This is a genomic window from Streptomonospora mangrovi (assembly GCF_027604915.1).
GTDB classification, from domain to species: Bacteria; Actinomycetota; Actinomycetes; order Streptosporangiales; family Streptosporangiaceae; genus Streptomonospora; species Streptomonospora mangrovi.
The window spans coordinates 1-24,608 of record NZ_JAJAQC010000019.1; the positions used below are offsets into that span (position 1 = coordinate 1).

At 74.3% G+C, this 24,608-nt stretch carries 27 protein-coding genes, 2 tRNA genes and 1 other RNA gene; 12 read left to right on the top strand and 18 right to left on the bottom strand.

The genetic code is table 11. The features are described from left to right. Together LG943_RS13015 and ffs are read right to left on the bottom strand one after the other, a co-directional pair. Positions 1 to 1,285, bottom strand: a 1,285-nt coding sequence (locus LG943_RS13015; protein WP_270072522.1) for a DNA polymerase III subunit gamma and tau, incomplete at its 3' end; no start/stop codon positions are given. 147 nt (positions 1,286 to 1,432) lie between these two features. Beyond that, positions 1,433 to 1,528, bottom strand: an RNA gene (gene ffs / locus LG943_RS13020) — signal recognition particle sRNA small type. A 131-nt stretch (positions 1,529 to 1,659) separates the two neighbouring features. Between ffs and LG943_RS13025 the strand changes: the two genes are divergently transcribed. Continuing rightward, positions 1,660 to 1,744, top strand: a tRNA-Ser gene (locus LG943_RS13025). Between the two features lie 145 nt (positions 1,745 to 1,889). Here the strand turns inward: LG943_RS13025 and LG943_RS13030 are convergent. The 4 genes from LG943_RS13030 to LG943_RS13045 are packed head-to-tail and all read right to left on the bottom strand — an operon-like array spanning position 1,890 to position 6,334. Further along, positions 1,890 to 3,416 carry an aromatic amino acid ammonia-lyase gene (locus LG943_RS13030; RefSeq protein WP_270072523.1) on the bottom strand — a complete coding sequence of 509 codons (1,527 nt, stop codon included), beginning with the start codon at positions 3,414 to 3,416 and terminating at the stop codon, positions 1,890 to 1,892. 58 nt (positions 3,417 to 3,474) lie between these two features. Next, positions 3,475 to 3,969 carry a beta-ketoacyl synthase N-terminal-like domain-containing protein gene (locus LG943_RS13035; protein ID WP_270072524.1) on the bottom strand — a complete coding sequence of 165 codons (495 nt, stop codon included), beginning with the start codon at positions 3,967 to 3,969 and terminating at the stop codon, positions 3,475 to 3,477. 20 nt (positions 3,970 to 3,989) lie between these two features. Further along, on the bottom strand, positions 3,990 to 5,054 hold the full coding sequence (locus LG943_RS13040; protein WP_270072525.1) for a beta-ketoacyl synthase N-terminal-like domain-containing protein: 1,065 nt from the start codon (positions 5,052 to 5,054) through the stop codon (positions 3,990 to 3,992). Then, positions 5,054 to 6,334, bottom strand: coding sequence for a cytochrome P450 (locus LG943_RS13045; RefSeq protein ID WP_270072526.1), 1,281 nt, complete (start codon positions 6,332 to 6,334; stop codon positions 5,054 to 5,056). Before LG943_RS13045 ends, LG943_RS13040 begins: the two co-directional genes overlap by 1 nt. A 119-nt stretch (positions 6,335 to 6,453) precedes the next feature. On the opposite strand from LG943_RS13045, the gene LG943_RS13050 reads away from it, so the two are divergent. The 4 genes from LG943_RS13050 to LG943_RS13065 all read left to right on the top strand — a co-directional run bounded on the left by LG943_RS13050 (position 6,454) and on the right by LG943_RS13065 (position 10,703). Further along, positions 6,454 to 8,010: an acyl-CoA synthetase gene (locus tag LG943_RS13050; RefSeq protein WP_270072527.1), complete on the top strand. Its 1,557-nt coding sequence runs from the start codon at positions 6,454 to 6,456 to the stop codon at positions 8,008 to 8,010. A gap of 83 nt (positions 8,011 to 8,093) precedes the next feature. Further along, positions 8,094 to 8,585 carry a MarR family winged helix-turn-helix transcriptional regulator gene (locus LG943_RS13055; protein WP_270072528.1) on the top strand — a complete coding sequence of 164 codons (492 nt, stop codon included), beginning with the start codon at positions 8,094 to 8,096 and terminating at the stop codon, positions 8,583 to 8,585. Between the two features lie 81 nt (positions 8,586 to 8,666). Further along, positions 8,667 to 10,154, top strand: coding sequence for an MFS transporter (locus tag LG943_RS13060; protein ID WP_270072529.1), 1,488 nt, complete (start codon positions 8,667 to 8,669; stop codon positions 10,152 to 10,154). Between the two features lie 72 nt (positions 10,155 to 10,226). Continuing rightward, positions 10,227 to 10,703, top strand: coding sequence for a TIGR03618 family F420-dependent PPOX class oxidoreductase (locus LG943_RS13065; RefSeq protein WP_270072530.1), 477 nt, complete (start codon positions 10,227 to 10,229; stop codon positions 10,701 to 10,703). A gap of 57 nt (positions 10,704 to 10,760) precedes the next feature. Here the strand turns inward: LG943_RS13065 and LG943_RS13070 are convergent, their stop codons facing one another. The 7 genes from LG943_RS13070 to LG943_RS13100 all read right to left on the bottom strand — a co-directional run bounded on the left by LG943_RS13070 (position 10,761) and on the right by LG943_RS13100 (position 16,680). Beyond that, the gene (locus LG943_RS13070; RefSeq protein ID WP_270072531.1) at positions 10,761 to 10,883 is read right to left on the bottom strand and encodes a hypothetical protein; all 123 of its coding nucleotides are present in this window, start codon (positions 10,881 to 10,883) and stop codon (positions 10,761 to 10,763) included. A gap of 106 nt (positions 10,884 to 10,989) precedes the next feature. After that, positions 10,990 to 11,307, bottom strand: a complete 318-nt coding sequence (locus LG943_RS13075; protein ID WP_270072532.1) for an XRE family transcriptional regulator — start codon at positions 11,305 to 11,307, stop codon at positions 10,990 to 10,992. 5 nt (positions 11,308 to 11,312) lie between these two features. Beyond that, positions 11,313 to 11,690, bottom strand: coding sequence for a type II toxin-antitoxin system RelE/ParE family toxin (locus LG943_RS13080; RefSeq protein ID WP_270072533.1), 378 nt, complete (start codon positions 11,688 to 11,690; stop codon positions 11,313 to 11,315). A gap of 70 nt (positions 11,691 to 11,760) precedes the next feature. Next, complete coding sequence (locus LG943_RS13085; protein WP_270072534.1) at positions 11,761 to 12,984, bottom strand: aminotransferase class V-fold PLP-dependent enzyme; 1,224 nt, start codon at positions 12,982 to 12,984, stop codon at positions 11,761 to 11,763. An 89-nt stretch (positions 12,985 to 13,073) separates the two neighbouring features. Further along, a complete protein-coding gene (locus LG943_RS13090; protein WP_270072535.1) occupies positions 13,074 to 14,396 on the bottom strand; it encodes a pyridoxal-phosphate dependent enzyme in 1,323 nt (440 codons plus the stop codon). Next, positions 14,393 to 15,853, bottom strand: coding sequence for a type III PLP-dependent enzyme domain-containing protein (locus tag LG943_RS13095; RefSeq protein WP_270072536.1), 1,461 nt, complete (start codon positions 15,851 to 15,853; stop codon positions 14,393 to 14,395). The genes LG943_RS13090 and LG943_RS13095 overlap by 4 nt, the downstream gene beginning before the upstream one ends. A 386-nt stretch (positions 15,854 to 16,239) precedes the next feature. After that, positions 16,240 to 16,680 carry an STAS domain-containing protein gene (locus tag LG943_RS13100; protein WP_270072537.1) on the bottom strand — a complete coding sequence of 147 codons (441 nt, stop codon included), beginning with the start codon at positions 16,678 to 16,680 and terminating at the stop codon, positions 16,240 to 16,242. 312 nt (positions 16,681 to 16,992) lie between these two features. Here LG943_RS13100 and LG943_RS13105 point away from each other — a divergent pair, with 312 nt between their 5' ends. Further along, positions 16,993 to 17,349, top strand: a complete 357-nt coding sequence (locus LG943_RS13105) for an STAS domain-containing protein (RefSeq protein WP_270072538.1) — start codon at positions 16,993 to 16,995, stop codon at positions 17,347 to 17,349. 22 nt (positions 17,350 to 17,371) lie between these two features. Here LG943_RS13105 and LG943_RS13110 read toward each other — a convergent pair whose 3' ends face one another. Next, entirely contained in the window at positions 17,372 to 17,974 is a 603-nt protein-coding gene (locus LG943_RS13110; RefSeq protein ID WP_270072539.1) for a hypothetical protein, read from the bottom strand. Between the two features lie 106 nt (positions 17,975 to 18,080). On the opposite strand from LG943_RS13110, the gene LG943_RS13115 reads away from it, so the two are divergent. The 6 genes from LG943_RS13115 (at position 18,081) to tgmC (ending at position 22,705) form a co-directional block, all read left to right on the top strand. Continuing rightward, positions 18,081 to 18,809: a Mut7-C RNAse domain-containing protein gene (locus LG943_RS13115; RefSeq protein ID WP_270072540.1), complete on the top strand. Its 729-nt coding sequence runs from the start codon at positions 18,081 to 18,083 to the stop codon at positions 18,807 to 18,809. 51 nt (positions 18,810 to 18,860) lie between these two features. Beyond that, on the top strand, positions 18,861 to 19,433 hold the full coding sequence (locus LG943_RS13120; RefSeq protein WP_270072541.1) for a GntR family transcriptional regulator: 573 nt from the start codon (positions 18,861 to 18,863) through the stop codon (positions 19,431 to 19,433). A 3-nt stretch (positions 19,434 to 19,436) separates the two neighbouring features. Continuing rightward, a complete protein-coding gene (locus LG943_RS13125) occupies positions 19,437 to 20,147 on the top strand; it encodes a GntR family transcriptional regulator (protein ID WP_270072542.1) in 711 nt (236 codons plus the stop codon). Positions 20,148 to 20,253: 106 nt separating this feature from the next. Next, positions 20,254 to 20,553, top strand: coding sequence for a putative ATP-grasp-modified RiPP (gene tgmA / locus LG943_RS13130; protein ID WP_270072543.1), 300 nt, complete (start codon positions 20,254 to 20,256; stop codon positions 20,551 to 20,553). Further along, positions 20,553 to 21,506: an ATP-grasp ribosomal peptide maturase gene (tgmB, locus tag LG943_RS13135; RefSeq protein WP_270072544.1), complete on the top strand. Its 954-nt coding sequence runs from the start codon at positions 20,553 to 20,555 to the stop codon at positions 21,504 to 21,506. The genes tgmA and tgmB overlap by 1 nt, the downstream gene beginning before the upstream one ends. After that, on the top strand, positions 21,503 to 22,705 hold the full coding sequence (tgmC, locus tag LG943_RS13140) for an ATP-grasp peptide maturase system methyltransferase (protein WP_270072545.1): 1,203 nt from the start codon (positions 21,503 to 21,505) through the stop codon (positions 22,703 to 22,705). The genes tgmB and tgmC overlap by 4 nt, the downstream gene beginning before the upstream one ends. 110 nt (positions 22,706 to 22,815) lie before the next feature. On the opposite strand, the gene LG943_RS13145 is transcribed toward tgmC, so the two are convergent. From LG943_RS13145 to LG943_RS13160, 4 genes are all read right to left on the bottom strand, one after another. Then, positions 22,816 to 22,903 (bottom strand) — tRNA-Ser (locus LG943_RS13145). A 10-nt stretch (positions 22,904 to 22,913) separates the two neighbouring features. Next, a complete protein-coding gene (locus LG943_RS13150) occupies positions 22,914 to 23,393 on the bottom strand; it encodes a nucleoside deaminase (protein ID WP_270072546.1) in 480 nt (159 codons plus the stop codon). 83 nt (positions 23,394 to 23,476) lie between these two features. After that, positions 23,477 to 23,974, bottom strand: coding sequence for a tRNA adenosine deaminase-associated protein (locus LG943_RS13155; protein ID WP_270072547.1), 498 nt, complete (start codon positions 23,972 to 23,974; stop codon positions 23,477 to 23,479). A gap of 81 nt (positions 23,975 to 24,055) precedes the next feature. Then, positions 24,056 to 24,559 (bottom strand): tRNA adenosine deaminase-associated protein, encoded by a 504-nt coding sequence (locus tag LG943_RS13160; protein ID WP_270072548.1) that lies wholly within the window; start codon positions 24,557 to 24,559, stop codon positions 24,056 to 24,058. Between the last annotated feature and the right edge of the window lie 49 nt (positions 24,560 to 24,608).

Genomic DNA, 24,608 nt, shown 5'->3' on the forward strand with positions numbered 1-24,608 from the left:
GGGCGGCGGGCGCGGGGTCGGGTGCGGCGGGCGCGGGGCGCTGCGCCACGGGTGCGGCCGGGGCGGGTGCCGGTGCCGCCGGCGCGGGCTGGGCGGCGACGGGCGGGCCGCCGGCGGCCAGGCGGCGCTCGACCTGCTCCAGGCGGGCCAGCAGCGCGCCGGTGTCGTCGCCGCCCTGCGCGGCGGCGCCCGGCAGCAGGATCCGCGCGCACATCAACTCCAGCAGCAGCCGGGGCGAGGTGGCGCCGCGCATGTCGGTGAGCCCCTGGTTGAGGATGTCGGCGGCGCGGGTGAGGCGGGCGGGGCCGATGCGCCCGGCCTGCTCGCGCATGCGGTCGACGGTGTCGGGGGCGACGTTGATCAGGCCCTTGTCCAGGGCGTCGGGCACGGCCGCCAGCACCACGAGGTCGCGGGTGCGCTCCAGCAGGTCGGCGGTGAACCGGCGGGGGTCGTGGCCGCCCTCGACCACGCGGTCGATGAGCCCGAAGACGGCGGCGCCGTCGCCCGCGCCGAGGGCGTCGACCATGTCGGCGAGCAGGCCGGCGTCGGTGTAGCCCAGCAGGGCCACCGCGCTCTCGCGGGTGATGCCCCGGTCGTCGGACCCGGCCAGCAACTGGTCCAGGATCGACAGGGAGTCGCGCGCCGATCCCGCGCCGGCCCGCACCACCAGCGGCAACGCGGCGGGGTCGAAGGGCACGCCCTCGTCCTTGAGGATCTCCTCCATCAGCTCGCGCAGGGTGCTGGGCGGGATGAGCCGGAAGGGGTAGTGGTGGGTGCGCGAGCGGATGGTGCCGATGACCTTGTCCGGCTCGGTGGTGGCGAACACGAACTTCAGGTGCGGCGGGGGCTCCTCGACCAGCTTGAGCAGGGCGTTGAACCCCTCGCGGGTCACCATGTGGGCCTCATCGATGATGTAGACCTTGTAGCGGGAGTTCACCGGGGCGAAGAAGGCGCGTTCGCGCAGGTCGCGGGCGTCGTCCACACCGCCGTGGGAGGCGGCGTCGATCTCGATGACGTCGATGCTGCCGGGGCCGTCGGGGGCCAGCGCCACGCAGGACTCGCAGGTGCCGCAGGGATCGGGGGTGGGCCCCTGCTCGCAGTTGAGCGAGCGGGCGAGGATCCGCGCGCTGGAGGTCTTGCCGCAGCCGCGCGGGCCGCTGAAGAGGTAGGCGTGGTTGATCCGGCCGTTGCGCAGCGCCTGGCGCAGCGGTTCGGTGACGTGCTCCTGCCCGCGCACCTCGCCGAACGTCGCGGGCCGGTACTTGCGATACAGCGCGATGCTCACGGCGCGCTCACTGCTCCCTCCGCGGACCGGCGCGTTTGCGGCCATCGGCACGACGGGGTTGTGCCCGGGCGGGTCCGCGCTCCCATTCAACCCTGTACCTGCGACAGCCCGCACGGGTTGGCGGCGGTGCGGCGGGGGCGGACCAAAGAAAAGGACCCCCCGCGCACCCGCCAGAGCTTACTTATCCTTGCTGCCTTCCGGCCCTGGGGAGGTTCATAAGGTGACGCCGCACGAGGGGTCTGCCGCCCAGTCTATCCGACCCCCGCGCCCGCCGCGCACCATCGCGCCACAGGACCGGGACCGCCCGCCGGAGTGCTGGTTGGGGGCGCCCAATCCGTTCGCGGCACCCGTGCGCGACATGTAGAGTTGTCCGTGGAGGATTCGCCTAGTGGCCTAGGGCGCACGCTTGGAAAGCGTGTTGGGGGCAACCCCTCACGAGTTCGAATCTCGTATCCTCCGCCGCCTGTGACCAGGCAAGTGGAAGGCCCCGACCGGGTGCGCGGTCGGGGCCTTCGCCTTGTCCAGGTTCAGTTTCAGTCTCAGTCTCAGTCGGTCTCGGTCTCCGCCTCGGCCGCCCGCCGGAGGGCTCAGCCGCCCCGGCGGCTCACGGCTGACCCGCCTGGAGCCGGGACTCCAGCGGCTGCACGGCGTCGAGCAGGTCGGCGGTGTCGCGGACCTGCTGGGCCCACGGGGAGCCGCCGGCCACGGCGGTGTCGAGGACGTCCAGGAGTTCGGCGCAGAGCGGGGCGCTGGGCCGGCGCGCGCCGACGCGGGCGGCCTGGGCCAGGGCCACGGCGAGCGAGCCGTGCAGCAGCCGCAGGTTCCGCGCCTGCGCCAGCGCGGTGAGGGCGGCCTGGGTGCCGAACGGCACGACGTCCTGGTTGTGGTGGTTGGTCGGGACGCTCTGCATGGCGGCGGGAACGGCGGCCCGGCGCATGGCGACCACCAGGGACGTGGCGGCGAGCTGGACCCCCTGGACGCCGTGGTCGCGCCCCGGCTGCTCGGCCAGCATGGGGTTGAGGCCGCCGTTGCGGCGAGGGTCGATGAGCAGGTCGAGCTGGCGCTCGGCGAGGTTGCCCAGTTGCGCGGCGGTGATGGACATGAGGTCGGCCGCGAAGGCGACCTGCTGGCCGAAAAAGTTCCCCCCGTGGCAGATGAGGTCGCGCTCGAAGAAGAAGAGCGGGTTGTCGCTGACGCCGTTGAGGTCGTCGGTGACGACCTGGCGGGCGTGCCGCAGGCTGGTGGCGGCGGCCCCGATGAGGTGCGGCGCGCACCGCAGGGTGTAGGGCTCCTGGAGCGCGCGCTCGCCGCCGGGGCGGTGGCCGGCCAGGTGCGCGCGGAGGTCGGCCGCCTGGCGGGCGGTGTCGTCGTGGCCGAGCGCGGTGAAGAGTTCGGGCACCGTGAAGTCGGTGCGGCAGCCGAGGAGGTCCGCCAGCAGCGCGGTCAGCGCGGTGGCGGTGGCCAGGGAGCGGGTGAGGGCGGCAAGGGCCAGCCCCGCCGCGGCGGCGGTGACCGGGGTGCCGTTGACCAGCCCCAGCGCGTCGCGGCCGCTGAGGGACAGCGGCTCCAGCCCGGCCTCGGCCAGCGCCCGGGCGGCCGGCATGCGCACCGCGCCGAGGTAGGCGTCGCCGCGCCCTTGCAGGGAGCGGACCGCGTGGGCCATGGGGGCGAGGTCGCCGCTGGCGCCCACCGAACCGTACTCGGGAACGGCCGGGGCGAACGAGGTGGCGAGGGTCGCGCTGAGGGCGTCGACGACGTCCAGCGCCACCCCCGACCGGCCGTGGGCCAGGCTCCACAGCCGGGCCAGCAGCGCCGCGCGGGCGACGCCCGGCGAAAGGTCGGCCCCCTGGCCCACGTCGAGGTGGCAGAGCAGGTTCTCGCACTGGTCGGCCGCCTCGTCCTGCCCGGAGAAGCCGACCAGGGGGCCGAACCCCGTGGTGGCGCCGTAGATCTCGCGCCCCTCGGCGAGGCAGCGGTGCAGGTAGTCGTGGCACCGTTCGACCGCGAGTCGGGAGCCCTCGTCAAGGCGGACCAGGACGGGGTCGGCCGCCGTCTCCAGTGCCTCGGGGGTCAGGTTCGCGGGAAAGCACAGCTCGGCCGTTGTGGTCCGGGCCTGCGGGGTCATGGTCATGAACAGCCTCTTGCGGTCGTCGCTGCTGACGGTGGTCGTTGCGTGTGGTGCGCGGGGCTCATCGCCCGCCGGCGAGCAGCCGGGCGGTCGCCGTGCCGGGCGCGGTCGGATCGACCGCGACGGCCAGGACGTGGTCGGCGTCCCCCGCGGCGAGGATCCGGGCGGCGGTGGCCTCCGCGGCGTGCTCGGGTGAGCCGATGGCGAGCGTGGTGACCAGCGGTCCGGTCAGGCCCCAGACGATGCCGAGGTGGCCGAGCGCGGTGCTGGGGACGTTCTGGAACAGCAGTTGCCGGGCCACGGGCCGGCCCCGCGCCACCGCGTCGTCGATGGCGGCCTGGGTGGCGACGTCGCCCCGGGTGGCCGCCAGCACGAGCGCGGTACGCCGCCCCGCCTCCGGCGGCACCGGCGGTGCGCCGTAGTGGGCTCCCAGGCAGCGTTCGGCGGCGGCCAGGAGGAGGGGGGCGAACGCGGACGCCTCGAACCGGGGGACGGGGGGCGGCGGCTCCCCGGGGGAGCCGGGCGGCGGCCACCGGCCCTCGGACCGCACCGTCACGTGCATGGCACCCTTTCGCTTCACGGCTTGGCCAGGAGGAGGACGGCGCTGACACCGCCGAAGCCGGTGTTCAGACTCAGCGCGTGGTCGGCGCGCGGCGCCCGCCCGCGGTCTAGGACGAGGTCGAGGGCGCAGTCGTCGTCGGGGCCTAGGTGGCCGGCGTTGACGGGGAGTTCGCCGTGGTGGAGCGCCAGCGCGCAGACCACCAGCTCGACCAGGCCGGACGCCTCCAGGCAGTGGCCGTGCAGCGCCTTGGTGGAGCTGACCGGCACGTGGGGGCCGTGGGGCGCCAGGGCGCGCAGGATCGCCGCGGCCTCGCCCGCGTCGAAGGCGGGGGTGGCGGTGGCGTGGGCGTTGACGTAGCCGATTCGTTCGGGGCCCACGCCGGCCCGGCGCAGCGCCGCCGCGATGGCCGCGGCGGGGCCGGTGCCCTCGGGGTGGGGACGGCAGACGTGGTAGCCCTCGGCGGCGTTGCCCCATCCGGCGACGCGCAGCCAGGGCCGCACGGTTCCGGTGCGCTCCACGACCACGGCGGCGGCGCCGTCGCCCAGGACGGGGCCGTCGCGCCCCGCGCTGAACGGCCGGGCCGCACCTGAGGGAGCGAGGATGCCCGCGTCGTCGAAGGCGGCGAACATGCTGGCGTCCACGAAGCTGCCGGCCGCCACCACGACCCGGTCCTCGGCGCCGTCGGCCACCAACTGGGCGGCTTCGGCCACGGCGGACGCGGCGGCCGCGCAGGCGGCGGTGTGGACGGTGAGCACCTCGCGCAGCCCGCAGGCCGCCGCGAGGCGGGTGAGCCGGTCGGCGGTGTCGGCGCCGGCGTGCACCGCGACGATGAGCGGCGTCCGCGATCGTTCGGCGCGGGAGAGCCGGGCCTGGTCGCACGCCTCGGCGACGAGCCGTTCCAGCTCCGCGAACAGGTCGGGGGTGCCGGGCAGGGTGCAGGCGTCGTGGGCGCGGTGGCGGGTGGTGTCGAAGCGGGTGACCGCGGTGGTGGCCGGTTTCTCCGAGAGCAGGCCGTCCCACAGCGCCTCGGGGCCGCTGCCGTAGGCGGTCAGCACGGCCAGGCCGGTGACGCGGGGCATCAGACGGCGGCTTCCGCGGCGGGGCGGCGGGGCGGCTGCGGCTCGAAGACCACGGGCAGCTCCCGCAGCCCCGCGGTGACGTGGAGGTGGGAGAGCGGGCCGGACGACCCCGGCTGCCAGGACAGGTGGTCCAGCGGCTGGGCCGGGGCGAGCCCGGGGAGCCGGCGCAGCACGGCCTCCAGCGCGGTGCGGCACAGCGGTACCGCCAGGTGCGTGCCCAGGCAGAAGTGCGGGCCGTGGGCGAAGACGAGGTCGTGGTCGACCCGGCGGGTGAGGTCAAGGCGGTTGGGATCGCGGAAGCGCGCGGGGTCGCGGTTGGCGAGCGCGAGGTGGAGGACCACCGCGTCGCCGGCCGCCAACCGCGCACCGCCCAGCTCGACGGGTTCGGCCGCGAAGCGCGGCATGGTCACCGCCAGGGGGCTGGTGTAGCGCAGGAGTTCGGCCAGCCCGGCGGTCACCGAGTCGGGGTCGGCGAGGAGGCCGGGGCGGTGCCACAGGGAGTACAGGCTGGTGGTGAGGAAGTCGGTGACGGGTTCGTAGGCGGCGACCAGCAGGAGGAAGAGGGTGGAGGTGAGCTGGCCGTCGTCGAGGCCGTCGGAGTCGGCGCGGGCGATCATCTCGCTGACGGGGTCGGGGCCCGGCGCGCGCCGCTTGGCGGCCACGAGGTCGCGGAGCAGGGCGCACATGGCCTCGCGTTCGACGCCGTAGCGCTCCCGGTCGGGCGAGCCGGCGGGCGCGAACACCGGCGCGGGCGCCCAGCGCGGGAGTTCCAGCACCCGGCGGGTGAACTCCGGCGGGTAGCCGTAGAGGGCGGTGACCGCCCGGACGGCGAAGGGGTGGGCGAAGTCGTGGACGAGGTCGGCGCCGCCGTGGGCGCTGACGAGGTCGAGCTGGTGGTCGGCCAGCCGCGCGGCGTGGGCGGCGGCCTGCCGCAGGCGGTCGGGGGCCAGCGCCGGGGCGGCCAGCGCGCGGAGACGGCGGTGGTCGTCGCCGTCGGCGTTGAGCATGCTGCGGACGATGGAGCCGGTGGTCCGGGGGTCGGTGAAGTGGAGGTAGCGCTCCCAGCGCTCGCCGCCCCCCACGACGGGTTTGCGGAACGCGGGCGCCGTGAGCGCGGTCCGCACGGTGTCGTATCCCGTGGCCACCCAGACCCGGGAGCCGTCGGGAAGGGGGGCCTGCCACACCGGGGGCTCCCCCCGGGTGTCCACCTCCTCCGCCGCGGGGCTGAGCCGCAGGCGGACGTCCATCAGGAGCGAAGTGCCCGGTCCGGCAGTGGCCACAGCCCTCTCCCCCAGTCGTGGGAACGTAAAGTAATCATCATGATACTATACGTGATCGATCGAGGTCACGGCGTTTTCGCACGTGGCGTGAGCGGACCGGTCCGGCGGAAGGCGGCGCCGTGTACGACCTGAGCGTGGCGTCCTGGGCCGAACGCCGGGCCCGGCGCACCCCGCACCGCACGGCGCTGGTCCACCGCGACTCCGCCACCTGCTACTCCGCCCTGTACGACCGCGCCCGCCGCCTCGCCCGCGTGCTGGGCGACCGGGGCGTGGGGCGCGGCGACCGGGTCGCCTTCCTCGGCCCCAATCAGCCCGCCTTCTTCACCGCCTTCTTCGCGACCGGGCTGCTGGGCGCGGTGTTCGTCCCGCTCAACACCCGCCTGGCGCCGCCCGAGACCGCCTTCGTGCTGGCCGACTGCGGTGCCCGGCTCCTCCTGCACACCGGCCCCGCCCCGGAACTGCCGGCGCCATCGCCGCCACCGATGCTCCGGCTGGACACGTCGGGCACGGTGGACCCGCCGGACCTCGCGGAGCCGCCGGCGCCCTCCCCCGCTCCGGCGGCCGCCGGACCCGTCTCCCCGGAAACCCCCTGCGTCGTCCTCTACACGTCGGGCACCTCCGGCCGGCCCAAGGGCGCCGTCCTCACCCACGCCAACCTCACCTGGAACGCCGTCAACGTGCTGGTCGACACCGACCTGACGGCGGGGGAGGTCGCCCTGGTCGCCGCACCGCTGTTCCACGCCGGCGCCCTGGGGATGCTGGCGCTGCCCGTGCTGCTGAAGGGCGGCACCTGCGTCCTCATGGACGCCTTCGACCCCGGCGAGGCGATCCGCGTCATCGAGCGGCACCGCGTCACCGCGATGTTCGGTGTGCCCACCATGTACCGGCGGCTGGCCGACCACCCCGCCTGGCCCCGCGCCGACCTGTCGAGCCTGCGCACGCCGGTGTGCGGCGGGGCGCCCGTGCCCGCCGACCTGGCCGCCGCGTACGCGCGCCGGGGCCTCCCCCTGCGCTGGGGCTACGGGCTGACCGAGGCGGGACCCGGCGTGCTGCTCGCGGAGGCCGCGCGAGCGGACGGCGCGGGCGCGGACGGCCCGGGCGCCGACCCCGCCGCCGCACTCGGCGGCGTTCCCCACATGTTCACCGACGTCCGCGTGGTGCGGCCCGACCTCACCGACGCGCCCCCCGGCGAGACCGGTGAACTGCTCGCCCGCGGCCCCAACGTCATGGCCGGGTACTGGCGCCGGGAGCCGGAGAGTGCGGCGGCGTTCGCCTCCGGCTGGCTGCGCACGGGCGACGCCGCCCGCGCGGCCCCCGACGGCACCGTGCGCGTCGTCGACCGCGTCAAGGAGGTGATCATCTCCGGCGGCGAGAACGTCTATCCGGCCGAGGTCGAACTCGCGCTGCTGCGCCACCCCGACGTGGCCGACTGCGCGGTCATCGGGGTGCCCGACCCCGAGTGGGGCGAGGTCGGGCGCGCGGTGCTGGTGGCCGCGGCGGGTTCCCGCCTCGATCCGGCGCGGGTGCTCGCCTCCCTGTCCGGGCGGATCGCCGCCTACAAGATCCCGCGCTCGGCCGTGGTCGCACCGGCGCTGCCCCGCAACGGAGCGGGCAAGCTCGACCGGCGCGCCGTGGAGGCCGGCTACGGCGCCGCCGCCCCCGACGCCCAGGGGTGACCGTCCGCGCGGACGCGCGCCGCGGCCCGCCACCCGATCCGTTGGAAATAATCCGCTACGGTCCGGATTGCTAGGCTGGGTGAATGACCGCCATGGCACCGCCCCACGCCGAACAGCCCGACCTCTCATTCCTGCTCGACCACACCGGGCACGTGCTGCGCTCCCGGATGGCCGCCGCCCTCGCCGAAATCGGGCTGACCGCCCGCATGCACTGCGTGCTGGTGCACGCCATCGGCGAGGAGCGCACCCAGGCCCAGCTCGCCGAGATCGGCGACATGGACAAGACCACGATGGTGGTGACCGTCGACGCCCTGGAGAAGGCCGGCCTGGCCGAGCGGCGGCCCTCCAGCACCGACCGCCGGGCGCGGGTCATCGCCGTGACCGACGCCGGGGCCGAGGTCGCCCACCGCAGCCAGCGGATCGTCGACCGGGTGCACCGCGAGGCCCTGGAGTCGCTGCCCGAGGACGAGCGCGTGGTGCTGCTGCGGGCACTGGAGCGGCTGACCAAGGGGCATCTGGCCGAGCCGGTGGAGCAGCCGCAGCCGGTGCGCCGGGCGCGCCAGCGGACGGTCTAGCGAAAAAGGTCCGCACTAGATCGTCTACAACAAAACATTCTGCTATGGTTCTTCTCGTCACCACCGAGGACGGGGAGAGCAATGTCCGCCACCACCGCGTTACCCACTTCCACCGGCGCCGCCGCGACCGACACCGCCGCCGCCACCGACACCGCTCCGGCCGGGCGCCGGCGCTGGATCGCCCTGGGCGTCCTGTCGTCCGCGGTCCTGATGTCGGTCCTGGACGGCAGCATCGTCACCGTGGCGCTGCCCGCCATCCAGAGCGACCTCGGCTTCTCGGCCGCCGGGCTGAGCTGGACCGTCAACGCCTACCTGGTCGCCTTCGGCAGCCTGCTGCTGCTCGCCGGGCGGGTGGGCGACCTGGTCGGGCGCAAGCGGGTCTTCCTCGCGGGCATGGCGCTGTTCACCGCGGCCTCGGCGCTGGCCGGCGCCGCCGGCACCCCGGCCGTGCTGATCGCCGCCCGCCTCGTCCAGGGCGTCGGCAGCGCCCTGGTCTCGGCGGTCGCCCTGGGCATCCTCATCACCCTGTTCACCGATGCCGGCGAACGCGCCCGCGCCATCGCCGTCTTCAGCTTCACCGGCGCCGCCGGGGCGTCCATCGGCCAGGTACTCGGCGGCGTCCTCACCGACGCGCTCGCCTGGAACTGGATCTTCCTGATCAACCTGCCGATCGGCGTCGCCGCGATCGCGGTCGCGCTGCCGGTGCTGCCCGCCGACCGGCCCGCCGCGCGCGAGGGCGGCGCCGACGTGCTCGGCGCGCTGCTGATCAGCTCCGGCCTGATGCTCGCCATCTTCACCGTGGTGCGGATCGAGGGCCACGGCGTCGCCGGCTCCACCCTGGGCCTGGGCGCGCTCGCCCTGCTCCTGCTGGCCGGGTTCGTCCTCCGCCAGGCCACCGCGCGGACCCCGCTGATGCCGCTGCGGGTGCTGCGCTCGCGCAGCGTGTGGGGCGCCAACCTGGTGCAGGTGCTGATGGTGGCCGCGCTGTTCTCCTTCCAGGTGCTGGTGGCCCTCTACCTCCAGCGGGTGCTGGGCTACGGCGCCACGCTGACCGGCGTGGCCATGCTGCCCGCCGCCCTGGTCATCGGCGTGGTGTCGCTGGCCGTGGCGCCCCGCCTCATCTCCCGCCACGGGGAGCGCGCCGTCCTGCTCAGCGGCCTGGTGCTGCTGTTCGGGGTGCTGGCGCTGCTGGTGCGGGTGCCGGTGGAGGCCGACTACGCCGTCGACCTGCTGCCGGTCATGCTGCTGGCCGCCGGGTTCGGGCTGGCGCTGCCGGCGCTGACCGCCCTGGGGATGTCCGACGCCCGCGAGGCCGACGCCGGGCTGGCCTCGGGCCTGTTCAACACCACCCAGCAGATCGGCATGGCGATGGGCGTGGCGGTGCTGTCGACCCTGGCCGCCGCCCGCACCGACGCCCTGGCCGAGGCCGGCGCCGACACCGCCGCGGCCCTCACCGGCGGCTACCACCTGGCCTTCGCGGTCGGCGCGGGACTGATCGCCGCCGCCTTCGCGGTGGCGTTCGCGGTCCTGCGCCGCCCCCGACCCGCCGCGTCCGCTCCGCGCGGCTGACCTGCGGCTCCACCCGACAGCCCCACCCCACCCACTCCGCCCCCTCCCACCGCCTGACAGGAGCCCACGACCATGGACGACACCACCGCCGCACCCGCCGGCCCGCAGCCCCGCGTGCTCACCGACGACGAACTGTCCCACCTGCTGGGCGAGCAGCGCTTCGGCGTGCTGGCCACGGTGAAGAAGTCCGGCCACCCGCACATGTCGACCGTGCTCCAGCACTGGAGCCCCCAGGAGCGCGTGGTGCGGGTGTCGGCGACCCCCGACCGGCTCAAGGTGCGCCACCTGCGCCGCGACCCCCGGGTGGCGCTGCATGTCAGCGCCGGGCCGTGGGCGTTCGCGGTGGCCGAGGGCGAGGCCGAGGTGTCGGCGGAGACCACCGTCCCAGGCGACGAGGTCGGCCGGGAGTTGCTCTCGCTCATCCCTCCGCTGGAGAGCCCCGAGGCCGAGGCGGCGTTCCTCGCCCAGCAGGTGGCCGAGCACCGGGTGGTCCTGCGCCTGCGCGTCGCCCGCCTCTACGGCACCGCCCTGGACGTCGAGGAGGGCTGAGCCCGCGAGCCGGCCGGACGGCCGCGCCACCGAGGTGGTGCGGCCGCCCGGCCGGCTTCAGTTCAGCTCCGCCAGGACCGCCACCAGGGCGTCGATCTCCTCGACGGTGTTGTAGACGTGCACGCTCACCCGCACCGACGCCCTGGCCGAGGCCGGCGCCGACACCGCCGCGGCCCTCACCGGCGGCTACCATTTGGCCTTCGCGGTCGGCGCGGACTGATCGCCGCCGCCTTCGCGGTGGCGTTCGCGGTCCTGCGCCGCCCCGCCCCCGCCCTGGGAGAGGCTCCTATGCGACGGTAATGCTCTCATCGCCGAAACGCGCCACAATATGGATTTCGCCACCGAGCGCCTCGATGTAGCCGCGCACGGTGGCGATTTCCGATCGGTCTAGATCGCCTCGTTCGATTCGGGAGACTCGCGACTGCGAGATCCCCAACTGCTTGGCGAGGGCGTCTTGGCCGATTCCGTGCGCCCGTCGGATCTCCGCCAGCCGGTATGCCCGCACCTCCGCTCGCATTTCGGCCTCAAGAGCCTGGACACGCTCCGTGTCGATCGCGCCCGAAGCCTCAAGCTCGGCTCTGACGTCCGCCCAGTCCCGGGTCACGCCGGTCAACTCCCTTCGCCGCTCTGGTACCCACCGTTCAGCCACTTCTCATAGCGCCTTTCAGCCAACGCGACGCTCTCCCTGTACCAGGTGCGCCATTGCCCGCTCTTGTCGCCGGCGACGAGGAGAACGGCCTGCCTGTCGGGATCGAACACGAACAGGATGCGGATTTCGGTCCCGCCGCTTGAGCCAGGACGCAACTCCTTCAGGTTATGCAGCTTCGAGTGTCTGATGCTGTCGACCAGCGGGCGGCCGAGAGCCGGGCCTTCTGCGCTGAGCACGTTCACCGCGGCTGCCACGAGTTCTGCGGTCTTCGGATCGGTCCTGACAAGCTCCATGAGCCATGCATGTACTTCTTCAACGAGGATGACGGTCCACTTCACCCTGCGATTATGACGTTAACGTTCTACATTCACCGGTGATTCCCCGCAATCCCGTCGAGGACACCTCGCTTCAGTTCAGCTCCGCCAGGACCGCGACCAGGGCGTCGATCTCCTCGACGGTGTTGTAGACGTGCACGCTCACCCGCACCGAGCCGTCGGATTCCTCGGCGCCGGCCTGGCAGTGGCTGTCGGTGCGCACCATGAACCCCCGGCTGAACAGCACGAACCCCAGGTCGCCCGAGGAGATCGCGCGGTGGCGGAACGCCACGATGCCCACCCGGTGCTGCACCGGGGAGTCGGCGGCAAGGCTCAGCCCGCAGCCCAGCACCTCGTAGGCGTCCAGGGTGCGCAGGGCATCGGTGAGCCGGGCCGCCAGCGCGGTGCACCAGCGCTCGATCCGGTCGGGCCCGGCGGCCTCCAGCCAGTCCAGGGCCGCCTCCAGGCCGGCGATCCCGGCGGTGTTGGGCGTGCCGCTCCAGCCGCCGGGGTGGAACGCCGGGCCGCGCGCCTGGCGCGCCCACACCGCGCCCGTGCCCGGCAGCGCGAGCGCCTTGTGCCCGGAGAACGCGACGAAGTCGACGTCGAGGCGGTCCAGGGCGACCGGCAGGTGGCCGACGCTCTGCGCGGCGTCCAGGCAGATCACCGGCCCGGGGCCCACCGCGCGGCGCAGCCGGTCGATGTTCATGTCCACGCCGTAGACGTGGTGCACGTGGGTGGCCGCCACGAACGCGGTGCGCGGCCCGGCCATGGCGGCCAGGGCGGCGAAGTCGTAGTCGCCAGAGGACGCCTGGTAGGGCAGTTCCCGCACCGCCACGCGCACCCCCTGGCGGGCCAGCAGGTCGCGCGCCTCCAGCCACGGGTCGAGGTTGGCGCGGTGGTCGGCCGGGGGAACCACGATCTCGTCGCCGTCGCGCAGGTAGGCGGTGAGCCAGTCGCGGGCCACCGTGCGCAGCCCCTCGGTGGTGCCGCCGGTGAAGTGCACGGCCGAGGTCGCGGGGTCGGGGTCGCCCAGGAACGCCTTCACCCGCTCGCGCACCCGCTCGACCATGCGCGTGGTGGCGTTGGCCCACGGGTAGGCGCCCCGGGCGGCGTTGGCGTTGGCGGTGGTGAGGTAGGCGCGCACCGCCTCCAGAACCGCCTCGGGCTTTTGCGCCGTGGCCGCGCTGTCCAGGTAGGCCAGGTCGGGGTTGCCCGCGATGATGGGGAACTGCGCGCGCAGCGGGCGCTGCCACTCCGCCAACTCCGCCGCCGCGTCCGTCGCCCGCCGCTCCCGCCGCGTCCTGTGCCCGGTCATGGCCGTCCCCTCCGCCGCGCGTCCCGCTGCCTGCCCACCCGCCGCCGGCCCTCGCCGCGGCGCCCGCCCGCGCCCGCCGCGCGGGACCGTCAGTCCGCCACCAGCGGCGCGCCCGCGTCGCGCCAGCCGATGATCCCGCCGGCCAGGCTGTAGACCTCCTCGTGGCCCATGCGCGCCAGCAGCGCGGCGTAGCGCGCGGACTGCTCGCCCACCGGGCACGCCAGCAGGACCGGCTGGCGCCGGCCGAACGGGAGCCCGCCGCGCACCAGTTCGCCGAAGACCTCGTCGACGATGTTGATCGACCCCTCGATGTGCAGGGCGCGGAACGCGAACGGGCTGCGCAGGTCCACCACGGTGGGCCGGCGCCGGGCGATCCACTCCCGCGCGGCGGCCGGGTCCAGCGCCGCCGCCGACTCCGCCTCGGCGGCGCTGACCGAGGCCACGGTGTTGGGGTCGGCGGCCGCGCGGCCGAACAGTTCGGGGCGGTGGCGCCGGACGTAGCCCAGGTAGCTCTCGCCCCGGTCGCAGACGATGAACACGGCCGTGGCGCGCTCGGTGAGGGTGTCGTCCACCGCGCGCAGCCGGCGCACGGCGCCGGTGTAGGCGGCGCCGCCGGTGGGGCCGGCGAGGATCCCGCAGCGGCGCATCAGGGTCACCATGCCCTCGACGGCGTCGTCGGTGCTGACGGCGTCGATGGCGTCGTAGGCGGCGGGGTCGAACAGGCCGACCTCGCGCACCTCGTCGATGTCGCGGATGCCGGGGATGAAGTCGGACTTGCCCGCGACCAGCCCCACCACCCGCACCCCGGGGTCGTGGGCCCGCAGCACCCGCGCCACGCCGGTGGAGGACCCGGCGGTGCCCACGCAGGCCACGAACCAGTCGGGCGCGCGGCCGTCGAGGTCGGCGATGATCTCGGGGCCGGTCCCGGCGGCGTGCGCCTCGGTGTTGCGCTCGTTGAAGTACTGGTCGGTGTGCAGGTGGGCGTCGCCCATGGCGGTCAGCTCGCGGTGCACGGCGGTCAGCGGGTCGTCGGCGAGGCCGGGGTCCAGGCACTCGGTCTGGCCGGGCAGCTCCTCGATCTCGGCGCCCAGCAGCAGGAGCAGGTCCTTGATCTCGGGCACCCGCATGCGGTTGGTGACGCTCTTGAACCGCAGGCCGTGCATGCCGGCGATCACGGCCAGCGCCTTGGCGGTGTTGCCGCTGGACAGCTCGACCACGGTGGCGCCGCGCGCCTGGGCGTCGGCGATGCGGGGCCGGGCCATGTTCCAGGCGGCGCGGTCCTTGACCGAGCCGAACGGGTTGAGCATCTCCAGCTTGGCGTAGAGGTCGATGTTGCGCAGCCCGTGGACCTCGGGGGCGATCCGCACCAGCGGGGTGTCGCCGATGGCGTCGGTGATGCTGTCGTATCTCATGCCGGCGTGCCTCCCGTGCGGCCGATCGGCCAGTAGCGGTCGTCCAGGCACCACTGCCAGCGGCCCGCGTCGCGGTGGACGGCGACCTTGCGGGCGCCGGGGCGGCCCTGGGCGCGGGTGGCGCCGAAGTCCATGCAGTAGCCGGCGGTGTTGGCGAAGGCGAGCAGGTCGCCGGGCCGGGGCAGGCGCGGCAGGTGGACCAGCCGGCGCGTGATGAGGTCGGACTCCAGGCACAGGCTGCCGGTGAGGTAGACGGCCGCCGGCGCGGGGTCGGCGGCCGGGGCGCGCGGCACCACGACGGGGTCGACCAGCACGCCGTGGTCCTCCAGGCCGATGTCGTCGGCCTTGGCGGCCAGGCGCACCACGGTGTCGCCGGAGTCCTCGCGGCGCACCTCGGCCACCGCGGCCAGGGTGAGGCCGCACTGGTCCAGCAGCGCGCGGCCGGGCGCGATCCGCAGGTCGCCGAGGCTGTCGAGGAGGAGCGCGCCCAGGCCGCGGCCGAGCCCGGGCGCGGTGCGGGCGAGCAGCCGGTCGAGGTAGTCGGGGCCCGACAGCGGCCGGTGGGCCGGGTAGAGCCCCAGCGCGCCGCGCAGGGTGCCGCCCTCGGCGCGCAGGCCGTAGCCGTGGCCGCCCCAGGTCAGGGGCTGGCGCTCGCCGAGGACGGCGCGGCGCAGCTCGGTGGTGTAGCGCTCCCACTGCGCGGCGTCGGCCAGGTAGCCGGTGCCGAACCCGCCGCCGATGTCGACGGCGCGCGGGGCGAACCCGCGCCGGCGCAGGGCGTCCAGCGCCACCAGGCAGCCCTCGAAGGCCAGCGCCTTCTCGTCCAGGCTCGTGGTGTCGAGGTGGTAGGCGGTGCCGATGGGATCGACGGCGTCGCGGTGGCGGTCCAGGGCGTCGATGAGGCGGTCGAGGCCGGCGGCGGGCACGCCGAAGCGGCTGCGCCGGCTGCGCACCCGCACGCCGGCGGAGGCGAACCCGGACAGCCGGGGCAGCACCCGCGTGCGGGGCAGGCCGTGCTTGCGCACGAGTTCGGCGAGCAGATCGAGTTCGGCCAGGCCGTCGAGGTGCACGACGGCGCCGGTGCGGGCGGCCAGCCACAGGAAGTCGGGGTCCTTGGGGCCGGTGGCCACGATCCGGTCGCCGGTGAACCCGGCGCCCAGCGCGTGCTGGAGTTCGCCCAGGGAGGCGACGTCGATCCCGGCGCCGGTGGCGGCCAGGCGCCGCACCACGGCGCTGGAGCGGGTGGCCTTGTGCGCGAGGCAGATCTCACCGCTGAGGCTGTGCCGGCGGAACACCGCGCGGAAACGCTCGACATTGGCGGCGGCCTGGTCGGGCAGCAGGATGTTGAGCGGGGATCCGAGCGCGTCGGTGAGCGTGTGCAGGAACTCCGCGGATTCCACCAGCGACGCCAGGGGTTCGTCCAGGCGGGGTTCCAGGTACAGCGGCGTCGGATCCATTCAGGGCGTGCCCCTTCCCTGTCCGCACAGCGGCCCGCTACCACTTCTTCCCGCTTTACCGGATATTTACGCTTTGCGGTACGCCACACCGATGGGGCGGCAATAGGTGGTGTGTTCTGCCGCGACCGGGGAAAAGGGGGCTTTTGCCCGCGCGCATTTCTTGCCCGTTGTCCACGGGCCGCCGCCACGGGAACGGCGCCGCCCGCCGGGCGCGGCGCGGGCCGGTGCAACCGGCCCTTGGGCGCCGCGCTCGAACGGCGGCGTAAGCCCCGGCGTCCCGCCGGGCCGCGGGCGCGGGCCGCCCAGCGGCCGGCGCGGCGGCGCCGAGGTCGGGGACTTGAGGGGCGGGGGTGGAGGTCAGCGGGGCGGGGTGGAAGGGACGGGGGTCAGGACGCCTGGGGGACGACGCCGGGGTCGCGCGGCGAGGGCAGCCGGCCCGAGCCGCGCGCGGCGGCCGGCGCGCCGGCGGCGCGGTGGAGGTGGTCCTCGGCCACGGCACGGTCGGGGTGGACGCGCAGCAGCCGGGTGAGACCGGTGCCGTGCAGCGCCCGCGCGGCGGCGGAGTCGGGGGTCAGCACGAGGGAGAGGCGCACGCCGTGCGCCTGGGTGCGGGTCTGCACCCGCTCGATCACCTCCGCGATGCCGGGGGCGCAGGAGATGGTGGGGCTGAAGTCGATGACGAGTTCCTCGATGCGCTCGTTGAGCAGCCAGAGGAGTTGGCCGCGCAGGCACATGCAGTGCCACGGCTCGATGCTCTGCGGCACGGTCACAATTGCGCCGCGGGCGATGTAGTCGACCTTGGCGACGATCTGCGTGGGCTGTTTCATCACTCACCTGCCGGAAGCCGAGCCCGATCCGATGATGGGACTAAGCGGTTGGCGGACGACCGCCGAAATGGTCGGTCTCCGTACTTTGGGGCCGCGCCTCCGGACCCATGGTTTCGCTGCCCGCCATAGGGCCCGGCAAACATGGAATTGGCTGTGAACCGCCCGACACCCCCGTCGATGGCAGATTCATAACCGGCGTTTGCCATGGCTTGAGAGGGCGGTTGGTAGACATGGGGGAGGCCGCCGAAAGGGCGGTCCGGTCCGGCCCACTGGCCTCTCCTCCTGCCCACGGATCCAAGGGACACCGGTCGTATGGTCACGGCATTCGCATCCTCGCTCCACTCCCATCGGCGGCCCGTCGTCGCGGCCATGCCGGCGGAGATCGACGTCTACAACCGCGGCGAGCTGCTGAACCGGCTGACCGCCCTGCTGGAGACGGCGTCGGGGCCCGTCATCGTGGACATGACCGAAACCGTCTTCTGCGACTCCGCGGCGGTGCACGTGCTCGTCGACGCCCAGCGCGCCGCCCACGCCACCGGCCGCCGCATCCGCGTCGCCGCGCCCCACAGCGCCGTCCGCCGCGTGCTGGAAATCTGCCAGATCGACCGCCTGATGCCCGTCTACCGCAGCCTCCACGAGGCCGCCCCGCACCGGCCCGCCGCCGACTGAGCGACGGACCGCGCGAGCGGGGTCAGCGCCGGGGCAGCCCGAACGCGGGCTCCAGCCACCTCCGCCTGCGGCGCTCACGCGCGCCCGCGACCGCCGAGAAGACGCCGAGCCCGACCATGGACACCGCCAGCACCCCGAAAAAGACCGCCTGGCGGGTGTCCCCCTCGGCGAGGGCCACGGCCAGCAGCGCGCCGTCGGCGAGGGCGATGGGCACGAACAGCGCCAGGGTCAGCGCCGGGTGGGGCCCGCGGACGGACGCCTCCAGCAGCGCGGCCGCCAGCCGGTCCACGTCGGGGACACCGGAGGGCCGGCCCTCCTTGAGCACCCGTTCGGCCGCGTGCAGCGTCCGGGCGTCGGTTGCGGGGTCCACCGCCCCCGCCCGCCGCACGCGCCGCAGCGCGGCCAGGCAGCACACGCCGGTGGACACACCGGTCAGCACACCTCCCAGCAGCGCGGCCCACGGCCAGGCCACGGCCATCGTGCCGGGGACTACGAGCGCGAAGACGGCGAAGACCGCCGCCCCGGCCGGGGCGGCGAGCGACGCGGCCGCCGCAGCCGCCTTCGCGGGGTGGCGCAGGGCGGACAGCCGCAGCCGCTGCATCGGGTAGGGGGGAAGCACGGTCACCTCCACGGTGGGGGGGACCCTCGTCGTTCCCCCGTCGCGGACGGCCATTCCGGCCCGCGCCGCCGGCGTCCGGGCGCGGCGGACGGGGAGCTGGCATCCTGGAGGCATGGACCGGCCCGGTGTGCGCCTGCTGTTCGCGGCTGACCTGCGGTTCTTCCTGCCGCACCCGCACCGCGGCGGCGAGGTCCGCGCGGTCCACGACCCCACCGCCACGCTCGGCCACCTGGTGCAGTCGCTCGGCGTGCCGCTCACCGAGGTGGGGCGGCTGGCCGTGGACGGGCGCGCGGTACCCGACTCCCACCGGCCCGCGCCCGGCGGCACGGTGGAGGTCGCCGGCGTCGCCCGCCCGCAGCCGCTGCCGTTCGCGCCGCGCTTCCTCCTCGACGTCCACCTGGGCGCCCTGGCCCGCCGCCTGCGGCTGGTCGGCGTCGACACCGCCTACGGCAACGACCTCGACGACGACACGCTCGTGGCCACCGCCAACACCGACCGGCGCGCCCTGCTCACCCAGGACCGCCGCCTCCTGCACCGCCGCGACCTCACCGCCGGCGCCTACGTGCGCGGGCACGGCCCCGACGACCAGTTCCGCGACGTCCTCGATCGCTTCGCACCGCCCCTGGCCCCCTGGACCCGCTGCCCCGCGTGCAACGGCACGGTGTCCCCGGCCGCCAAGGAGTCCGTGGCCCACCTCCTGGAACCCGGCACCCGGCGCACCTACGACACCTTCACCCGCTGCGACACCTGCGGCCGCGTCTACTGGCCCGGCGCCCACCACCACCGCCTGACGGAGGTCGTCCGCACCGCCGAGTCGGTGGTGGCCGCGAGCGACCGCTGAGCGGCGATCCCGGGTCGGTCGGTCCCCGCCTTGGCAGGAGGCGCGTCCATAATGGTTCTCGCGATGGGCATGCCAGCCAGTGAGGAGCGCGCTGTGTGGACCGCAACCTCGGTGCCGTACCTGACTCCTCGGCGAGAGGGCGACGCCGACCCCTGGTCGCGCGAAGCGGCCCAGGAGGGACGCACCGGCACGCAGCGGATCCGCGAGGTCGTCATGGAGACGCCGCCCGACGAGGTGGCAAGGGCGCTGGAATTGCCGGAGGGGGCTCCGGCGGTGGTCCGGCGACGCACGATGTCGCTGGACGACCGGCCGGTCGAACTCACCGACTCCTGGTACCCGGCTGACATCGCGGCCGGCACGGCGCTCGCCGAGGCGGGGAAGATCAAGGGCGGGGCCGTGACGCTGCTCGCCGACCTCGGGTACGCGGTGCACGAAGCGCGGGAGGAGATCGAGGTCCGCGGCGCGACACAGGGGGAAGCCGCCGAACTGAGGCTGGCGGCAGGGGCGCCGGTGATCGTGCTGCGGCGGACGTGCCTCACCGCGGAGGGGAGACCGTTCGAGGTGTCGGTGATGGCGATGGTCCCCGAAGGGCGCCGCCTGCGCTACCGGTTGATCGCGGGCTGACCGGTGGCACGGCGAGCCGACGAGCGTCCGCCCTACGAGCAGGTGGCGGCGGACCTGCGGGCCCGGATCATGGCGGGCGACCTGGAACCGGGGACCCGACTCCCGTCGACGGCGCGGCTGGTCGAGGAGTTCGGCGTCGCCAACACCACGGTCCAGAAGGCGCTGGCGGTGCTCAAGGGCGAGGGCTACCTCACCAGCCGCCAGGGCAAGGGCGTGTTCGTCCGCGACCGCCAGCCGTTCCGGGTGGAGGTGGGAGCCTACTTCGCGCCGGAGCCGGGCGGCTACTCCTACGACCTGCTCCAAGTAGCCGAGGTCACCCCGCCGCCCGAGGTCGCCAAGGCGCTTGAGCAGGCGGCGGACGATCGCGTGCAACTTCGCAAGCGGCTGCTGAGGCATGCCGGCCACGCGGTCGAGGTCGACTGGTCGTACTACCCGCTGAGCCTGGCTCGCGGCACCGAACTGGCCGGGCCCCGACGGATCCGAGAAGGCGCCCAGCGCGTCCTGGCCGAAGCGGGACACCCCCAGCGCTACCACGTCGACAAGGTGTCGGCCCGAATGCCGACACCCGAAGAAGCCGACCTGCTGTCGCTCCCGAACGTCCCCGTCCTCCGCCAGTTCCGCACCGTCTACACCGACGCGGACCGCCCCGTCGAGGTGTCGGTCCTGGTCAAGGGCACTCACCTGTATGAACTGCACTACCGGCTGCCCGTCTGACCGCCGTCCGCAGGACCCGGTCCCTCTTGTCGGAACTCCTGACAACTTCTCGCGATAGGCGTTAAAGTCAGAACCCCGTCGACGCCTCGCAGGAGTTGATGCCCCGATGTTCCAGAACGCGGACCGTCTCCCGACCGGCACGCCCCGCCCCGACGCTCCCACCGCCGTGGCCCCGTGGAGTCTGCGCCGCATGGCGCTCTACCGGCACACCACCGACGTCGGGTTCGTCGCGACGCGGATCGACCCCGCGACGCAACTGGGCGCTGGAGACGACGGCGAACTGATCGTGGCCAAGCACAAGAAGTCCAACACGGGCACCGAGGACAAGACCCGGACCAACAGGGGTGACGGCGACGGCAGGAGCAGCGTCGACGAGGACCACACGCAAGACAGCGACCAGGACTGATGGCCGAACCGCGGCCCGTGCTGGTTGTCACCCAACCCGATGACGCGACGGCCGACGTCGTGGTCGCCGAACTCAACCGGCGCGACGTGCCGGTCGTGCGCTTCGACCCCGCCGAGTTCCCGCACACCCTCACCCTGGCGGCGAGGATCGACGGCGGCGGGCTGAACGGGAGTATGGCGACCGCGACCCGCGAGGCCGAGCTTGGCGCCGTCCGGTCGCTGTACTACCGGCGTCCGCGCGGCTTCGCCTTTCCCGGCCTTGACGAGCAGGACGCCCGTTTCGCCGCCCTGCAAGCCCGTTACGGTTTCGGGGGCGTGCTGGCGTCCCTGCCGGGCTGTCTCTACGTCAACCATCCGCACGCCATCGCCGACGCCGAGTTCAAACCCGCCCAGCTCGCCGCGGCGGCCGACCTCGGGTTCACCGTGGCTCCCACTCTGATCACCAACGACCTCGGCCAGGCCCGCGCGTTCGCCGCCCAACACGGGCCGATCGTCTACAAGCCGCTTCGCGCGAGCCCTTACCACCGGGACGGTCAGGCGCGAACGATCTGGGTCGCCGAGGTGGATCCGGCCGAGCTGGACGAGTCGGTCGCCGGCACGGCACACCTGTTCCAGGCCAAGGTGCCGGCCGTTGAGCACCTGCGGGCCACCGCGATCGGCGACCGGGTGTTCTGCGTGCGGATCGACTGCGGCGACCTCGTGGACTGGAGGTACGACTACGACGCGCTCACCTACACCGCCACCGACCCGCCGCCCGGACTCGCCGACCTGACAGCGGCGTTCCTCAAGCGCTTCCGCCTGCGGTTCGGATGCTTCGACTTCGCGCTGCGGCCGGACGGCGCGGCCGTGTTCCTGGAGTGCAACCCCAACGGTCAATGGGCGTGGCTGGAGGACGAGACCGGTCTCCCGATGGCCGCCGCGCTCGCCGACCTCCTCGAACGGGGGACCGCGTGACCGACTTCTCCGACGCCCGAACCGCCCTCCTGCGGCGCGCGCTCGCCGACGAACTGGAACGCGCGGGCGTCCTGCGCTCTCCCCGATGGCGCCGCGCGGTCGAACGGGTGCCGCGCCACCTGTTCGTGCCCGAGTTCTTCGAGAGAGCCGACACCCCCGGCCGGGGCACCCTGTGGGCTCCCGTCAGCGGCGGCCGCGACACCGCCCGATGGCTCGGCCTCGCCTACCGGAACGAGACCTGGGTGACCCAGCTCGACGGGCATGTGGCGCCGCGCGACGTGGCCGAGCCGGTGGGCGGCGATCCGACCTCCTCCTCAACCGTGCCGGGGCTGGTCGTGCGGATGCTGGAGCACCTCGACCTCGACGACGACGCGACCGTGCTGGAGATCGGCACGGGCTCCGGCTACTCCACGGCGCTGATGTGCGACCGGCTCGGCGACGACAAGGTCACCTCGGTCGAGGTCGACCCCGCCGTCGCGGCCGGTGCCGCCGCCGCGCTGCGCCGCGCCGGGCATGCCCCGCGCCTGGTGATCGGCGACGGCCTCGACGGCGCCCCCGCGCACGCGCCCTACGACCGGGTGATCGCGACGTGCTCGGTCCGACGCGTCCCGCGCGCATGGCTCGACCAGACGCGCCCCGGCGGGCGCATCCTGGTCACGGTCTCCGGCTGGCTGCACGGCTACGGGCTCGCTCTGCTGGAGGTCGGTGCCGACGGGACGGCCGAGGGCCGGTTCCTGCCCGGAACGGTCTCGTTCATGATCGCCCGGCCGCAGGCGGCACCCCCGGTCAACGGCGAACGCTGGGACGAGGTTGTCGCGGCGCTCGCGGGTGTCCGGCCGCGCCCCGCCGTTGTGCCGCCGGACCTCCGTGACGACTGGACCGGCGCGTTCGTCATGCAACTCGGCGCGCCCGGCGCGCAATGGCGGTCGCGGCGGGGCGACGGCGGCCCCTGGGTCGAGTACTTTTTCGACGCCGCGACCGGCGCGGCCGCCTCGCTCACGCCCGAGCCCGGCGGGGGCTGGGCCGTTCGGCAGATCGGGCCGGTGCGCCTGTGGGACGGTGTCGAGGCGGCCGTGCGCCTGTGGCGCGATGCGGGGAGTCCGCCGCAGGAGCGGTTTCGTATCCGCACCGACGGCCACACGCAGACGGTGTGGGTCACGGGCGGTGACACGACGGCCACCTGGGATCTGGCCGACTAGGAGCGACGAGGACGTCCCCGGTTCGGTGTGCGATGGATGTGCACCACGGCGCGGCGGGCCGCTGCACGGCATGAAAAAACCGCCCGTTCACCTGGGTGAACGGGCGGGTGTGGCGGTGGAGGTGGGATTTGAACCCACGAAGGGTTGCCCCTTACTCGCTTTCGAGGCGAGCGCCATCGGCCACTAGGCGACTCCACCGCCGACCATGCTACCGGATGCGGCGGCGTGCGAAGAACCCGGTTAGCACGGCGCCGCAGGCGTCGGCGACCTCGGGGGAGACGAGGTCGGGCGGGAGCACCTCGGGGCGGTGGTTGAGGCGGCGGTCGCGCAGGACGTCCCACAGGGAGCCCGCGGCGCCGGCCTTGGGGTCGCGGGCGCCGTAGACCACGCGGTCCACGCGGGCCAGTACGGCGGCGCCCGCGCACATGGTGCAGGGCTCCAGGGTGACCGCCAGCGTGCAGCCCGCCAGGCGCCACTCGCCGCGGGCGCGCGCGGCGGCGCGCAGGGCCAGGACCTCGGCGTGCGCGGTGGGGTCGGCGTCGGCCTCGCGGCGGTTGTGGCCGGTGCCGAGCACCTGGCCGCCGGGGTCGAGGACCACGGCGCCCACGGGGACGTCACCGGACTCGGCGGTGCGGGCGCTCTCGGCGAGCGCCAGGCGCAGCGCGGCGTCGATATCGGCTCGCTTCATGCCCCTCGTGGTGTGTCCCTTATTCCTTGTCGCGGCCCCGCACCTACCTGCGCGGCACTCCTTCTTGATCTTGCGGCGCGGCGCTACAGGCGCAGCGCGTCCAGGGGCTCGGCGAAGCCGGCGCGTTCGGCGATCTCGGCCAGTACGTCGCCGGGCAGCAGCCCGCCGCCGGTGGTCAGCGACACCAGGTCACCGGCCGGGACGCCGAGGTCGGCCAGGAGTTCGGGCTCGCCGCCCGGCACCGGGTAGGGCTTCTGCCCGGTGCCCTCGGTCTGCTCGGGCGCCTCGATGCCGCCGCTCTCCTGGAGCAGCGCCGCCACCGGGTGCTCGTGCACCACCCGCACGTCGGAGAGGAAGACGCGGGGGTCGGTGTGGTCGTCCACCCGCACGACCGCGAACCACTCGTCGTCGGCCTCCACCAGCAGCACCATCGTGCCCTCGGCCGCGGCGCCGGACACGTCGCGCATGGTGTCGGCGATGTCGTCGATGGTGCCGGCCTCGGCGAGGTCGCCCTCGACTCCGACACCTCTCCACTCGTCGTCGTCCTGGCCGCGGCAGAAGACCGCCGAGAAGATCGCCACCGCTCTCCCGTCCCCTCTCGCGGGCGTCAGACGGGCCGTGGGGGCGGCCCGTCGTCGTCCTAGACCGATCGGTAGGAGTCCTTACCCCATCGTGTCGACGGCACGCTGGAACGCCTGCTGGAATCCGATCCGCTCGGCGATGCTGGCCAGGACCTCGTCGGGGTAGAGGTCGAGGTCGCCGGCGAGCGCGCCCAGCTCCATCTCGTCCAGGCCGAGGTCGGCGAGGATCGACATGTCGCCGGCGGGCAGGACCTGGTCGAGGTCCTCGTCGTCGGGGACGTCGATGTCGAGGTACTCCAGCACGTCGCGCGCCACCTGCCAGTCGACCGAGGCCGTGACGTCGGAGAGGAAGAGGCTGACGTCGTCGCCGTAGACGCGCACGATGACGAAGAAGTCGTCACCGATCGACAGCAGGCCGATCGCGCCGCTGATGCTCGGCTGCTGTCGGAGGGCGTGCAGCACGCCCTTGAAGTCCTGGGTGAGTGCCACCGGCAGCAGGTAGACGTCCCAGTAGTTCTCCTCGCGGTAGGCGACCGCGGCGAAGTCGCCGCTTCCGTCGTCGTCGCTCAGTTCGAGTTCCGTCATCGTCACCCCACCAGCCCGGCTGTGATCGGGCCAGGATCGCAGATCGTCC